Genomic DNA, 13,633 nt, shown 5'->3' with positions numbered 1-13,633 from the left:
GTTCCACCCCACGGGTCCGCCAGGAGGTACGCAGATGTTCATCGGTGACTGGATGGGCCGGGGTGCCCTCTACTGGCCGGACCAGGTGGCCGTGGTGGACGTGGCCCGCAAGGACGCGGGCCGCTTCACCTACCGGCAGATGGACGCGCGCGCCACGGCGCTCGCGGGCTGGCTGCGGGACGTGGCCGGCGTGCGGCGTGGCGACCGGGTGGCCATCGTCGCGCACAACGGCGTGGAGTACCTGGACACGCTGTTCGCGTGCGGGAAGCTGGGCGCCGTCTTCGTGCCCTACAACTGGCGGCTGCACGCGGCGGAGCTCGCGGACGGCGTGCGCGCCATCCGCCCGCGCGTGCTGCTCTTCGGGGACGACTTCAAGGACGCGGTGGCCCAGGTGCGCGAGCACGTGGGCGAGGGCCTGCGCCTGGTGTCGCTGGAGGAGCAGGGCCTGCCGGGCGCGGAGGCGTACGCGGCGGCCATGGCGCACGTGCCCTCATCGCCCGTCACCAACGACGCGGTCAGCGAGGAGGACATCCTCTGCCTGCTCTTCACCGGCGGCACCACCGGCCGGTCCAAGGGCGCGAAGGTGTCGTACCGCATGGTGGCGTGGAACACGCTCAACACGCTGGTGCATGAAATCCGCCAGGGCGACGTGACGGTGACGCACACGCCGCTGTTCCACACCGGCGGCCTGCTCGTCTACACGCTGCCGCTGCTCACCGTGGGCGGCACCGTGGTGCTGATGCGGCGGTGGGACCCGGAGGAGATGCTGGGGCTGGTCGCGAAGGAGAAGGTGACGCTCTTCTTCGCCGTGCCCACGCAGTACCAGCAGCTGATGGACTCGCCGCGCTGGCGCGGGACGGACTTCTCCTCCGTGCGCTTCGTCACCAGCGGCGGGGCGCCGCTGCCGGTGACGCTGCTCCAGGCGTGGCAGGCGGTGCACCCGGTGCCCTTCAAGCAGGGCTTCGGGATGACGGAGTTCGGCCCGGGCATCTTCAGCATGGGGCCGGAGTTCGCGGTGTCCAAGGCGGGCTCCATCGGCCGGCCCAACTACTTCATCGACGCGAAGCTGGTGGATGACGCCGGCCAGCCGGTGCCGCCGGGCGGGGTGGGGGAGCTGGTGCTGAAGGGGCCCTCCATGTGCTCCGGCTACTTCGAGGACGAGGCCGGCACGCGCGAGGCCATCGACGCGGACGGCTGGTTCCACACCGGGGACCTGGCGCGCGTGGACGCGGACGGGTTCTTCACCATCGCGGGCCGCAAGAAGGACATGTTCATCTCCGGCGGGGAGAACGTGTACCCGCTGGAGCTGGAGTCGGTCCTCTACGAACACCCGGCCGTGCACCAGTGCGCGGTGGTGGGCGTGCCGGACGCGAAGTGGGGCGAGGCGGGCCGGGCCTTCGTGGTGCTCAAGCCGGGCGCCGAGGCCTCGGCGGACGCGCTGCTGGAGCACCTGCGAGGCCGGGTGGCCCGCTTCAAGGTGCCCAAGCGGGTGGAGCTGGTGAAGGCCCTGCCGGTGTCCGCGGCCGGCAAGATTCTCAAGCGGGACCTGCGCGAGGCGGCCATCGCCGCGGACGCGCGGGCCGCTTCGTGACGCACGGTTTTTCTCTTTCCCTCAACGCAACCAGGAGCGGCGCACATGGCTGACACTTCCAGGAAGGTCGAGATCCGGGACATCCCCACGACGCGGCTCCGGGTGCGTGCGCGGCTCGTGGGCGAGGAGGGATTTCCGGTCATCTTCGTGCACGGCAACTGTTCCTCGTCCGCGTTCTTCGAGTCGCTGATGAAGACGCTGCCCCAGGGCTTCCGCGGCATCGCGCCGGACATGCGCGGCTATGGCCACACGGAGGCGAAGGCCATCGACGCGACGCGCGGCATGCGCGACTTCAGCGACGACCTGGTGTCGCTGATGGACGCGCTGTCGCTGAAGCGGGCGGTGTTCGTGGCGCACTCGGCGGGCGCGGGCATGGTGATGCAGCTGTCCATCGAGCACCCGGAGCGCGTGGCGGGGCTGGTGGTGGAGGCCCCCCTGTCTCCGTATGGCTTTGGCGGCACGCGCGACACGGACGGCACGCCGTGCTGGGCGGACTTCGCGGGCTCCGGCGGCGGCACGGCCAACCCGGACTTCGTGCAGCGGCTGAAGACGAAGGACCGCTCCACGGAGTCGCAGACGTCGCCGCGCAACGTGATGAACGGCTGCTACGTGAAGCCGCCGTTCCGCCACCCGGACGAGGAGATGCTCCTGGACTCCGTGCTGGACACGCACGTGTCGGACGAGCTCTACCCGGGCAACTTCGCGAAGTCGGCCAACTGGCCGGGCGTGGCGCCGGGCACCACGGGCATGAACAACGCCATGGCGCCCAGCTACTACAACACCTCCTCCTTCGCGGCGCTGAGGAACGGGCCGGACGTGCTGTGGATCCGCGGCGCGGACGACGCCATCGTCTCCGACACGTCGCTGTTCGACTTCGGCTTCCTGGGCAAGCTGGGCGCGGTGCCGGGCTGGCCCGGCGATGAGAAGTACCCGCCGCAGCCCATGGTGTCGCAGATGCGCGCCGTGATGGAGCGCTACGCCGCCAACGGGGGCCGCTACCGCGAGGTCGTCCTGCCGGAGACGGGCCACAGCCCGCACCTGGAGAAGACGGCGGAGTTCCACGGGCTGCTCGTCCCGTTCATCCAGGAGCACGCCCGCTAGCGGTTCCTGACGCACGGTGAGTGAGGGAGGGCCCCGCCGGGACGCCCCGGGGGCCCTTCGTGTGTCCCGTGCCTGCCCTGTCGTTGTCGCACGTCTGCTGTCGCCGCACCCCTTCACCCATCGGAGGTAAGCATGCGAAGCACCTGGACGTTGTCGCTCACGGCCGCATTGCTCATGGCAGGTTGCGGGGCTGAACCGCCCGCGGAGGCGCCTCCGGCAGCGGAGGCCGTCGGGACGGCGGAGGCCCCGCTGGACGCGGACCTGGCGCCGTACTTCGACGCGGTCACCACGCCCACGAACAGCTACCGCGTGGTGGGCACGCTGACGCCGCCCTCGTGGTCCTGGGGGCAGATTGAGCTGCTGGAGGGCTACCAGCGCTTCCGCAGTGAGTACTACAACCCGCGCACGCTGAAGCTGCGCTCGCAGGACACGTACCAGTCCAGCGACTACCCGGTGGCGACGTACTTCGGTTCGCTCAACCAGCAGCTGGTGGACGGCTTCAACCTCTACTACGGGAACAGCTGTGCCACGGCGGCCGGGTCCACCTGTCCCACGCCCGGTCCCACCAAGCCGGAGGCGCGCTTCGTCCTGCTCCACAAGGGCCGGGCCACCGCGGCGCGCACCTGCAACGTGAACCTGACGCCGACGCTGCTGGTGCACGGCGCCATCCAGGACGCGAACGTGTGGCTGTTCCCCAACGGCAACAACGGCTCGGGCGGCACCTACGGCGGCGCGGCGCAGCTGACGGGCCTGGTGCAGGACCTGGAGTCGAAGGGCCGCTGCGTGTACGCGGTGACGTTCGGCTCGTTCCACGGCGACAACTTCAACCACGCCATCCACGTGGCCAACGCGGTGAAGCGCGTCAAGGCGCTGCACCCGGGCGTGGCGCGGGTGGACATCGTGGCGTGGAGCAAGGGCGTGCTGGCGGTGGACCCGTGGATGGAGAACGCGGCGACGTGGGGCGGCTTCAGCGCCACGCGGTTCTTCGAGCGGCTGGCGAAGGAGCAGGCGTCGCAGGTGCCGGCGTATGACGACTCCGTGCGCGTGTACGTGCCGCTGTCCGGGCCGCACAAGGGCATCGACCTGAACTTCCGCCACCCCATCCACACGCTGACCATCGCGAGCACTGCCTCCAACGCGCCGGTGGGCCGTGGCCCGATGCCGTGGACGTACTTCTCCGCGTTCCAGTGCGTGACGTTCGGGTATGACGTGCCCTGGTTCAAGAACCCCTACGCGGAGAGCGTGTGCGCGGGGTCCGGCGGCACGTGGCCGGACTACTTCCGCCGCATCTACCTGTCGAACATCACGGGCCTGTCCAGCACGGGCACGCCGGTGTCCGCGAGCACGCTGCAGACGCTGAACACGAACCAGGGCCTGTCCGCGTCGTCGTTCAACTTCGACGATTACAACATGAGCCTCTTCGGCGCCGTGAACAACAGCGGCAAGTACGTGACGGCGTACGCGGGCCAGCTCCAGGCGGCGTATGACCTGCGCGCCACGTACCCCATTCCGGACCGCAGCGCGACCGCGTGGGACAACATCGACCCCGACGAGAACCGCTACTTCCCCTGGATGGACACCAAGCTCATCTACAACCCGCTCAACCCGTTCATCGCCGCGGGCTACATGGCCGCGAGCGACCACCGCGTGTGCCGCACGACGGCGTTCGACCCCACGGGTTCGCCGTGCTTCGCGTACCACGCGTACAACACGAACCAGAACCGGGAGGCGTACGACTCGCTGGGCTACGGGAAGTACCGCATCATGGACGGCCTGGGCATGGCCGCGGCGATGGAGATGGGCGGCAAGTTCATCACCCGTCTGGCGGAGCACGGCCTGGATTCGCGCCTGCCGTCGCTCTACGTGCTGTACGGCACGACGGGCGGCTCGCAGCCCTTCGAGACGGACGGCATGACGTCCACCACGTCCGCGCTGCGCGGTGACGGCGTGCTCTTCGAGGCGAGCATCGCGGCGATGACCCAGCTCACCCAGGGCTGGACGACCGCGAAGAAGACCGCCGACGCGAAGCAGGAGGGCATGGCCTACGACCACCTGAGCATGGGCATCACGCCCGCGGTGTGGAACAAGATCTCCGCGCACTTCGTGTCGCGGGATTGATGAAGGAGCCGCCGGGCATGCCCATCGTCCACGACTGGCTGGCCCGGCGGGCTTCGCTCGCCCCGGAGCGCACGGCGCTCATCGACTCGCTCCGGGGCGGGCGGTGCATCTCATGGCATGAGTGGAACACGGCGGCGCACCAGACCGCGCTGCTGCTGCGGGACCTGGGCGTGGGCCTGGGGGACCGCGTCGCGGTCCTGGCCTTCAACGGCGTGGAGACGCTGGACCTGGTGTTCGCCTGCGCCAAGCTGGGCGCGGTGCTCCAGCCCCTCAACTGGCGCCTGGGCACCGAGGAGCTGCACGGCCTGCTCTCCGACGTCGCCCCCCGCGTCGTCTGCTTCGGGCCGGAGTTCCGCGAGCAGGTAGGCGTGCTGCGCCCCCGGCTCCCGGCGCTGGCGCACTGGGTCCCCTTCGCGGATCCGCTCCCGCATGAGCGCCCCTTCTTCTCCCGCGAGGTCCTGTCCGGAGCGCTGCCCTCCCTCGAACTGGAGCCGGACGCGCCCTGGGTGCTGTGCTCAACCGGTGGCAGCACCGGCCTTCCGAAGTCCGCCGTGCTCACGCATGGCTCCCTGACCGCCAACGCCGTGAACACCGTCGTGAGCTGGGGCCTGTCCCAGGACGACATCGCGCTGCTCAACGCGCCCCTGTTCCACACCGGCGGCCTCAACGTCTTCACCCTGCCCCTGGTGTACGTGGGCGGCGCCTCCGTCGTGTGCCGCGGCTTCGACGTGGAGCAGTGCTTTGACTTCATCCACTCGGGCGCGGTCAACGCCGTGTTCGGCGTGCCCACCATGTTCATCGAGATGCAGCGGCACCCCCGCTTCGACTCCGTGGACTTCTCCCGCATCAAGCTGCTCATCAGCGGCGGCGCGCCCTGTCCCGCGCCCGTCTTCGAGCGCTTCTTCGCCCGGGGCATCCCGTTCCGCACCGGCTACGGCCTCACCGAGGCCGGCCCCAACAACTTCTTCCTCCCCGTCTCCGCCATGCACTCGCACGCCGGCTTCGTCGGCGTGCCCTTGTTCCAGGTCGAAGCGCGCGTCGACGGTGAGCAGCGCCCCGGCGACGTGGGCGAGCTGCTCCTGCGCGGCCCGCACCTGTGCGCCGGCTACTGGGGCCGCCCGGAGGAGACCGCCCGCGTCTTCGTGGACGGCTGGCTGCGCACCGGCGACCTGGCCTCGCGCGACGCCCAGGGCTACTTCCGCATCGAGGGCCGCAGCAAGGACCTGATCATCTCCGGGGGAGAGAACATCCACCCCTCCGAAGTGGAGAGCGTCTTCGCCGGCCACCCCGACGTCGCCGAGGTCGCCGTCATCGGCGTGCCGGACCCGAAGTGGGGGGAGACGCCCCGCGCCCTCGTCGTTCCCCGGCCCGGGGCGGCGCCCACGCTCGAGGCGCTGGTGGAGTTCTGCTCGGGACGGCTCGCCCGCTACAAGCTGCCCCGCACCCTGCGGCTGCTCACGGCCCTGCCCCGCACCCCTGCGGGCAAGGTGGACCGGCTGGCGCTCGCCCAGTTGCACGGCGACGCCTGAATTTCCAAGCGTTGCGGCCGTCCCCCTGGAGCGGACAAGACACCGCTGGGAGGCTGTCTGGGTGTCCGGCCGGACATGGATTCGTAATATTTCGTCATGAGCCCGAAGCCCGATGGAAATGTGGGGGTGACAGGGTGCAGGTCGCGGCCGGAGGCGGACCGCGGGTCCCCGGCTTGGGAGAGAAGCCTGGGCCCCTCTCGCCGCCGGTCCGCGTTCCGAGCGGAGACCCGACCATGGAGATGACCCCCCGCCCCACGACCTCCGAGGAAGCCACCATCCAGGTGCTGCTCGTCGAGGACGACGAACGCCTGGCCCGGCTCACCGCCCGCTACCTCCAGGAGCACGGCATCATCGTCACGGTGTCCGCGTCCGGCACCGACGCGCTGCTTCAGACGTCCCGCCACACCTTCGACGTCATCCTGCTGGACCTGATGCTCCCCGGCCGGGACGGCCTGGATGTCTGCCGCGAGCTGAGGACGCGCACGGACGTGCCCATCATCATGCTCACCGCGCGCGGCGAGGAGGCGGACCGCGTCCTGGGCCTGGAGTCCGGCGCGGATGACTACCTGCCCAAGCCCTACTCGTCGCGCGAGCTGCTGGCCCGCATCCGCGCCCAGGTGCGCCGCGCGCGGGGCAAGGTGGGCCCCACCAGCCACCCCGTGCACGCGGGCCGCCTGGTGCTGGACCCGCGCAGCCTGAGCGCGTCCCTGGACGGCAAGCCGCTGTCCCTCACGACCTATGAGTTCAGCCTGCTGCGCGTGCTCGCGGAGCGGGCCGGCCGCGTGCTCAGCCGCGAGCAGCTCCTGGACCTGGTGAAGGGCAGCGCGGACGAGGTGTTCGACCGCTCGGTGGACGTGCACATCTTCCGCCTGCGCCAGAAGCTGGAGCTGGACCCCCGCAACCCGCGCCTGCTCAAGACGGTCCGCGGAGCCGGCTACATGCTGGCCACCGAGACCGAGGCGGACGCGTGAAGGGGGGCCGCCGCTTCTTCCGCCTGCCCATGGGCCTGCTCCCCCGCATCTACCTGGTGGGGGTCATCCAGATCGTCCTGGTGGGCGTCGCGCTCACGCTGGCGCGGGACCTGCTTCGCAACGAGTCCTGGCGCAACCGCTTCGACGACGAGCTGTCCTACTTCGTGGATGAGTGGGCCAACCTGCGCGACGACCCCGCGGCGCTCCATGCGTCGCTCGACCGCGCGCAGCAGCGCATGGGCATGCGCGTCACCCTGCGCGCCGTGGACGGGACGCTGCTGGCCAACACCCGCCCGGATCCCGCGCCCGCGCTGAGCCCCGACGAGCTGCACGTCAGCGCGCGCGTCACCCGCCGCGGCCCCCCGGGCCCCTTCCCCGGCCCCGGCGGCCCGGGGCGCCTCCTGGTGGTGAGCCCCTACCCGGGCCCCATCCAGGTCTACGCCTCCGTGTCCCTGCCCCCGCCGCCCCCGCCCCCGGACGGCGACCGCCAGACGGCCATCATCGTGGGGCTGGTGCTGGCGTGCACCGCCATCACCTCCGTCGCCTTCGCGCGCACGCTCGCGGGGCCGCTGGAGAAGCTGGCCTCCGCGGCGCGGGCCTTCGGCGCGGGGCGGCTGGACGTGCGCGCGGGCCTGCGGCGCAAGGACGAGCTGGGCCTCGTGTCGGAGGCCTTCGACGAGATGGCGGGCCGCATCACCCAGCTCTTGCGCTCGCAGAAGGAGCTGCTGGCCAACGTGTCGCACGAGCTGCGCACGCCCCTGTCGCGCATCCGCGTGGCGCTGGACCTGGCCGCGGAGGGCGACGCGCAGACGGCGCGCGAGCTGCTGCCGGACATCACCGAGGACCTGTCGGAGCTGGAGCGCCTGGTGGAGGACGTGCTCACCACGTCCCGCCTGGAGCTGGTGACGGAGGGGGCGAGCGGCGGCGTGCCGCCCCTGCGCCTGGAGCGCGTGGACCCGAACGCGCTGGTGGACAAGGCCGCCGCCCGCTTCCGCACCGCCCGGCCGAAGCACCGGCTGGAGGTCCAGGTGGACGGCGCGCTGCCGTCGCTGGAGGCGGACCCCATGCTGTTGCGGCGCGTGTTGGACAACCTGCTCGACAACGCGGGGAAATATTCGGAGGTCGGCACCACCGTACGGCTGCATGCCCGGGCCCAGGGGGGCAGCCTCCAGGTGGAGATCCGCGACGAGGGCATCGGCATCGAAGCGGACGACCTGGCGCGCGTGGGCACGCCCTTCTTCCGCACCGACCGCAGCCGCGCCCGCACCACCGGTGGAGTAGGGCTGGGACTGGCGCTGGTGCGCCGCATCCTGGACGCGCACCACGGCCGCCTGACCCTGGAGAGCCAGCCCGGGCAGGGCACCACGGCGAGCGTCGTGCTCCCCGGAGCGGGGGCGGTGGAAACACCGGACGGCCGCCTCGCCGCCGGTCATCTTTCGTAATAGAGACGAGATTCGCCGAAACATTCCGGAACATACAAAAGGGGCATGAAGGCCTTGAGCGAGATGCCGCGAGAAGCGCCGGCCCTGGCGCCGGTGGAGCTGGACGAGGACGAGGGTCGCAAGCGCGGTGTGCCGCGTTGGGCCTGGGTGGTGGGCCTGCTGGTGGTGGCCGGGCTGGTCGCGTTCTGGCGGGTGCGCGCCAGCAACCAGGCCGACGCCATCACCTACGAGACGACGCCCGCGGAGGCGCGGAAGCTCACGGCCAAGGTGACGGCCACGGGCACCGTGGCGGCGCTGGTGACGGTGCAGGTGGGCAGCCAGGTCTCCGGGCGCATCCAGGAGTTGATGGTCGACTACAACTCCCAGGTGAAGAAGGGGCAGGTCATCGCCCGCATCGACCCGCAGCTGGTGCAGGCGGCGCTGGACCGGGCGAAGGCGAACATGACGGCCTCGCGCGCGAACCTCCAGAAGGCGCGCGTCAACGCGGACGTGGCGAAGAAGCAGGCCGAGCGTTCGCGCGAGCTGCGCGCCCAGCAGTTCATCTCGCAGTCGGAGCTGGAGACCGCGGAGTCCGCCGCCTCCAGCGGGCAGGCGGAGGTGACGGCCGCGGAGGGCTCCGTGGCCCAGGCGCAGGCCGCGCTGAACGAGGCGGAGGTGAACCTCAAGTACACGACCATCGTGTCGCCCACCGACGGCATCGTCATCTCGCGCAGCGTGGACGTGGGCCAGACGGTGGCCGCGTCGCTCCAGGCGCCGGTGCTCTTCACCATCGCGGAGGACCTGCGGAAGATGCAGGTCAACACCAGCATCGCGGAAGCGGACGTGGGCAAGCTCCAGCCCGGGATGAAGGCGACGTTCACCGTGGACGCCTTCCCGGGGGAGACGTTCGAGGGCGTCATCCGGCAGATCCGCAACGAGGCCATCACGGTGCAGAACGTGGTGACGTACCTGGCCGTCATCGACGTGCCGAACCCGGACCTGAAGCTGAAGCCGGGCATGACGGCGAACGTCACCATCGTCACGCAGCAGAAGGACCAGGCGCTCTCCGTGCCCAACACGGCGCTGCGCTACCGTCCCGCGCCCGCGCCGGGGGCTCCCGCGCAGGCCATGGCGCCGGCCACCAACGGCATGCGCACCCTCTACGTGCTGCGCCGTCAGCCGGAGCAGAAGCCGCAGCCCGTGGCCGTGAGCGTGCGCACCGGGATGACGGACGGCACGTACACGGAGGTGGTGGAGGGGGAGCTGAAGGCCGGCGACCGCGTCATCACCGCCGCGAACTCCGCGGCCGGCGCGACGACGTCCGGGCCTCCGGCGGGCGGCCCTGGCCCTGGCGGTGGTGGCCGGGGAATGGGCGGCGGCATGCGCCGCGGCCCGTTCTAGGCACCCGTTCCAATCACTTTCATCGAGGGCAGGGGAAGGGAGAGAGGCAGAAAGATGGACGCGGAAACCAAGCAGGCGCCCCCCGTCGTACAGCTGCGGAACGTGTCGAAGGTGTACCGCACCGGCGACGTGGAGGTGCGGGCCCTTCGCGGCGTGGACTTCTCGGTGGAGCCGGGCGAGTTCGTCTCCATCATGGGCTCCAGCGGTTCGGGCAAGTCCACGCTGATGAACATCCTGGGCTGCCTGGACCGGCCTTCGTCGGGTGAGTACCTGCTGAACGGCCGCGAGGTGGCGCGGCTGGACCGGGACGGCCTGGCGCGCGTGCGCAACCGCACCCTGGGCTTCGTCTTCCAGAGCTTCAACCTGCTGGCGCGCACCACGGCGCTGGAGAACGTGGAGCTGCCCATGCTGTACGCGGGCGTGCCGTCCAAGGAGCGGCGCGCGCGCGCGAAGGAGGCGCTGGAGCGCGTGGGGCTGGGGGCCCGGTTGGATCACCACCCCAAGCAGCTCTCCGGCGGCCAGCAGCAGCGCGTGGCCATCGCCCGGGCGCTGGTGGGGCGGCCGCGCGTCATCCTCGCGGACGAGCCCACGGGCAACCTGGACTCGCGCACCACGGTGGAGGTGATGGCGTTGTTCCAGCAGTTGCAGAAGGAGGGCCTGACGCTGGTGCTGGTGACGCACGAGCCGGACGTGGCCGAGTACACCCAGCGCGTGGTGGTGGTGAAGGACGGGCGCATCGTGAACGACAGACGCCAGACGCCGCACCCGGCGGTGGTGCCCGCCGAGGAGGTGGGGTCATGAACCTGCTGGAGACGGTCGTCCTGGCGCTGCGGGCGCTGCTGCGCTCCAAGACGCGCTCGGTGCTCACCGCGCTGGGCATCATCATCGGCGTGGGCGCGGTCATCGCCATGGTGGCCATTGGCGACGGCGCGAAGGCCAGCGTGCAGAAGGTCTTCGACGCCATGGGCACCAACATGCTCATCATCCTGCCGGGCTCGTCGAAGTCCGGTGGCGCGCGCGGCGGCTTCGGCAGTCAGCCTACCATCACCTGGGATGACCTGGAGGCGGTGCGCACGCAGCTGGCCACGGTGCGCGGCGCCGCGCCGGAGATGCGCTCCAACGCGCAGGTGTTCTCCGAGGACCAGAACTGGAACACCAGCATCATCGGCACGACGACGGACTACTTCATCGTGCGCAGCTGGACCATGGCGCAGGGCGCGCGCTTCACGGACGCGGACAACGAGGCGGGCGCGAAGGTGGCCGTGCTGGGCCAGACGGTGGTGGACAACCTCTACGGCAAGGGCTTCAACCCGGTGGGGCAGGTCATCCGCATCAACAAGACGCCCTTCACCGTGGTGGGCGTGACGGCGCCCAAGGGCCAGTCGCCCGTGGGGCAGGACTTCGACAACACGGTGTTCGTGCCGGCCACCACGTTCCGCCGGCAGGTGCAGGCGCAGAGCCTGGGCACGTTCATCACCGGCGCGGTGTTCGTGCAGGCGGCGAGCGCGGACCTCACCGCGAAGGCGCAGGCGGACGTGACGCAGCTGCTGCGCGAGCGCCACCGCCTGGGTGAGAACGACGCGGACGACTTCGACGTGCGCAACCTGGCGGAGGTGGCCAGCGGCCAGCAGCAGAGCACGGAGACGTTGAGCCTGCTGCTCGCGGCCATCGCGGCGGTGTCGCTGGTGGTGGGCGGCATCGGCATCATGAACATCATGCTGGTGAGCGTCACCGAGAGGACGCGTGAGATTGGCGTGCGCGTGGCGGTGGGCGCCCGGCCGCGCGACATCCTGGCGCAGTTCCTCATCGAGGCGCTGACGCTGGCGGTGCTGGGCGGCATCATCGGCGCGGCCGTGGGCCTGGGCGTGGCGAAGCTGCTGGCCGCGCAGTTCGGCTGGCCCATGCTGGTGCGCCCGGACGTGGCGGTGCTGGCCATCGTGTTCAGCGGTTTGGTTGGAGTCGTCTTCGGGCTGTACCCGGCGCGCAAGGCGAGCCTGTTGGATCCCATCGATGCACTGAGGTACGAGTGATGCGCGCGCTTCCCTTGACGCTTTCGTTGTGTGTCCTGCCCGTGGTCACGGGGGCCCAGGGGGCCTCGGCCCCGCGAGCGCAGGCGCCAGCGGGCGCGCAGCCGACGGCCCCACAGCTCCAGCCGAAGCAGCCGGAGTCGACGCCGGCGACGCCCCCCGCGGTGAAGGAGTCCCTGTCGCTGTCCACCTCCGCCGAGGGGCCCGTCATCTCGCTGGCGGACGCGGAGGCCGCGACGCGCGAGCACCTGCCGCTCCTGCGCTCGGCGCAGGCGACCACCGACGCGGCGCGGGCCCGCGTGGATCAGGCCTTCTCCAGCTTCCTGCCGCAGGTGAGCGCCAGCGCCAGCTACACGCTGGGCACCAGCAACCGCGACGTCATCCAGTCGGTGCCGGGCGGAGGCATTGGCGTGGTGTCCAACACCACGCGGCGCTTCAGCGGCGGCCTCTCCGCCAGCCAGCTCATCTACGACTTCGGCCGGACGTCCGGCCGCTACGACGCGTCCAAGCAGAGCGCGGGGGCGCAGGAGGACTCGCAGCAGCAGGTGCTCCAGGACGCGCTTCGCAACGTGCGCGCCGCGTACTTCACCGTCCTCACGCAGAAGGCCCTGCTGGGCGTGGCGCGCGAGACGCTCCAGAGCGAGGAGGCGCGGCTGGGCCAGGTGAACGCGTCCGTGCAGGTGGGCACGCGGCCGGAGATCGACCTGCTCCAGCAGCGCACCGCGAAGGCCAACGCGCAGGTGCAGCTCATCCGCGCGCAGAACGCCTACGCCAGCGCGAAGGCGCAGCTCAACCAGACGATGGGCGTGGAGACGTCCACGGCCTACACCGTGCAGGACGTGACGGTGGTGGCCGTGGCGGGTGAGGACGAGGCGCTGGACGCGCTGGTGACGCGCGCGCTGGAGTCCCGCCCGGATGTCGCGGCGCGGGAGCGGCAGATCCTGGCGCAGGAGTCCCAGGTGAGGGTGGCCAAGAGCGGCCACTGGCCGACCCTGAGCGCCACGGGCAACCTGTCCGACGTGGGGGAGAACCCGTTCAACGGCGCCACGCTGAGCGCGCAGGGAGGTCTGTCGCTGAGCTGGGCGCTGTTCCAGGGCGGGCTGGTCAACGCGCAGACGCGCGAGGCCAACGCCAACCTGCGGGACCTGCAGGCGCAGAAGGACACGCTCCGGCAGCAGGTGCGGCTCCAGGTGGAGCAGGCCCGGTTGAACGTGGTGGCCACGCGCGAGGCGCTCTCCGCCGCGGACGAGGCCCAGGTCAACGCCCGGGAGCGGCTGCGGCTGGCGGAAGGGCGCTACCGCGCGGGCGTGGGCAACATCATCGAGGTCAGCGACGCGCAGGTGGCCTACACCAACGCCTCCGCCCAGCAGGTGCAGGCGACGTATGACCTGGCCACCTCCCGCGCGGAGCTGGCGCGGGCGCTGGGCTCGCTGGAGCTGAACACCGTGGCGTCGCGGTAGCCGCGGGCGCCCCC

The 13,633-nt window shown here is 71.1% G+C and carries 10 protein-coding genes; all 10 read left to right on the top strand.

Features of this window, described 5'->3' with window-relative positions; translation table 11 throughout:
* The first annotated feature begins 34 nt into the window (after positions 1-34).
* The 10 genes from FOF48_RS28080 to FOF48_RS28035 all read left to right on the top strand — a co-directional run bounded on the left by FOF48_RS28080 (position 35) and on the right by FOF48_RS28035 (position 13,619).
* Entirely contained in the window at positions 35-1,591 is a 1,557-nt protein-coding gene (locus FOF48_RS28080) for a long-chain fatty acid--CoA ligase (protein ID WP_143906452.1), read from the top strand.
* Between the two features lie 45 nt (positions 1,592-1,636).
* Positions 1,637-2,692 (top strand): alpha/beta hydrolase, encoded by a 1,056-nt coding sequence (locus FOF48_RS28075; RefSeq protein ID WP_143906450.1) that lies wholly within the window; start codon positions 1,637-1,639, stop codon positions 2,690-2,692.
* A 132-nt stretch (positions 2,693-2,824) separates the two neighbouring features.
* The gene (locus FOF48_RS28070; protein WP_143906448.1) at positions 2,825-4,810 is read left to right on the top strand and encodes a triacylglycerol lipase; all 1,986 of its coding nucleotides are present in this window, start codon (positions 2,825-2,827) and stop codon (positions 4,808-4,810) included.
* A gap of 17 nt (positions 4,811-4,827) precedes the next feature.
* Positions 4,828-6,339, top strand: coding sequence for a long-chain fatty acid--CoA ligase (locus FOF48_RS28065; protein ID WP_143906446.1), 1,512 nt, complete (start codon positions 4,828-4,830; stop codon positions 6,337-6,339).
* A 233-nt stretch (positions 6,340-6,572) separates the two neighbouring features.
* Entirely contained in the window at positions 6,573-7,310 is a 738-nt protein-coding gene (locus tag FOF48_RS28060; protein ID WP_143906444.1) for a response regulator transcription factor, read from the top strand.
* Positions 7,307-8,752, top strand: a complete 1,446-nt coding sequence (locus tag FOF48_RS28055) for a HAMP domain-containing sensor histidine kinase (protein ID WP_255442753.1) — start codon at positions 7,307-7,309, stop codon at positions 8,750-8,752. Before FOF48_RS28060 ends, FOF48_RS28055 begins: the two co-directional genes overlap by 4 nt.
* A gap of 45 nt (positions 8,753-8,797) precedes the next feature.
* A complete protein-coding gene (locus FOF48_RS28050; RefSeq protein ID WP_143906442.1) occupies positions 8,798-10,132 on the top strand; it encodes an efflux RND transporter periplasmic adaptor subunit in 1,335 nt (444 codons plus the stop codon).
* Positions 10,133-10,186: 54 nt separating this feature from the next.
* Positions 10,187-10,933 carry an ABC transporter ATP-binding protein gene (locus FOF48_RS28045; RefSeq protein WP_143906439.1) on the top strand — a complete coding sequence of 249 codons (747 nt, stop codon included), beginning with the start codon at positions 10,187-10,189 and terminating at the stop codon, positions 10,931-10,933.
* A complete protein-coding gene (locus tag FOF48_RS28040; protein ID WP_143906437.1) occupies positions 10,930-12,162 on the top strand; it encodes an ABC transporter permease in 1,233 nt (410 codons plus the stop codon). Before FOF48_RS28045 ends, FOF48_RS28040 begins: the two co-directional genes overlap by 4 nt.
* The gene (locus tag FOF48_RS28035; protein ID WP_143906435.1) at positions 12,162-13,619 is read left to right on the top strand and encodes a TolC family protein; all 1,458 of its coding nucleotides are present in this window, start codon (positions 12,162-12,164) and stop codon (positions 13,617-13,619) included. The genes FOF48_RS28040 and FOF48_RS28035 overlap by 1 nt, the downstream gene beginning before the upstream one ends.
* Positions 13,620-13,633: the final 14 nt, after the last annotated feature.

It is taken from the genome of Corallococcus sp. Z5C101001, from assembly GCF_007352635.1.
GTDB classification, from domain to species: Bacteria; Myxococcota; Myxococcia; order Myxococcales; family Myxococcaceae; genus Corallococcus; species Corallococcus silvisoli.
This window is presented reverse-complemented; position numbering and strand designations above follow the sequence as displayed.

Excerpts from the sequence above, each read along its gene's own strand:
- FOF48_RS28075 (WP_143906450.1), top strand. The coding sequence starts at position 1,637 with ATGGCTGACACTTCCAGGAAGGTCGAGATCCGGGACATCCCCACGACG.
- FOF48_RS28040 (WP_143906437.1), top strand. The coding sequence starts at position 10,930 with ATGAACCTGCTGGAGACGGTCGTCCTGGCGCTGCGGGCGCTGCTGCGC.
- FOF48_RS28060 (WP_143906444.1), top strand. The coding sequence starts at position 6,573 with ATGGAGATGACCCCCCGCCCCACGACCTCCGAGGAAGCCACCATCCAG.
- FOF48_RS28045 (WP_143906439.1), top strand. The coding sequence starts at position 10,187 with ATGGACGCGGAAACCAAGCAGGCGCCCCCCGTCGTACAGCTGCGGAAC.
- FOF48_RS28035 (WP_143906435.1), top strand. The coding sequence starts at position 12,162 with ATGCGCGCGCTTCCCTTGACGCTTTCGTTGTGTGTCCTGCCCGTGGTC.
- FOF48_RS28070 (WP_143906448.1), top strand. The coding sequence starts at position 2,825 with ATGCGAAGCACCTGGACGTTGTCGCTCACGGCCGCATTGCTCATGGCA.
- FOF48_RS28080 (WP_143906452.1), top strand. The coding sequence starts at position 35 with ATGTTCATCGGTGACTGGATGGGCCGGGGTGCCCTCTACTGGCCGGAC.
- FOF48_RS28050 (WP_143906442.1), top strand. The coding sequence starts at position 8,798 with ATGAAGGCCTTGAGCGAGATGCCGCGAGAAGCGCCGGCCCTGGCGCCG.
- FOF48_RS28065 (WP_143906446.1), top strand. The coding sequence starts at position 4,828 with ATGCCCATCGTCCACGACTGGCTGGCCCGGCGGGCTTCGCTCGCCCCG.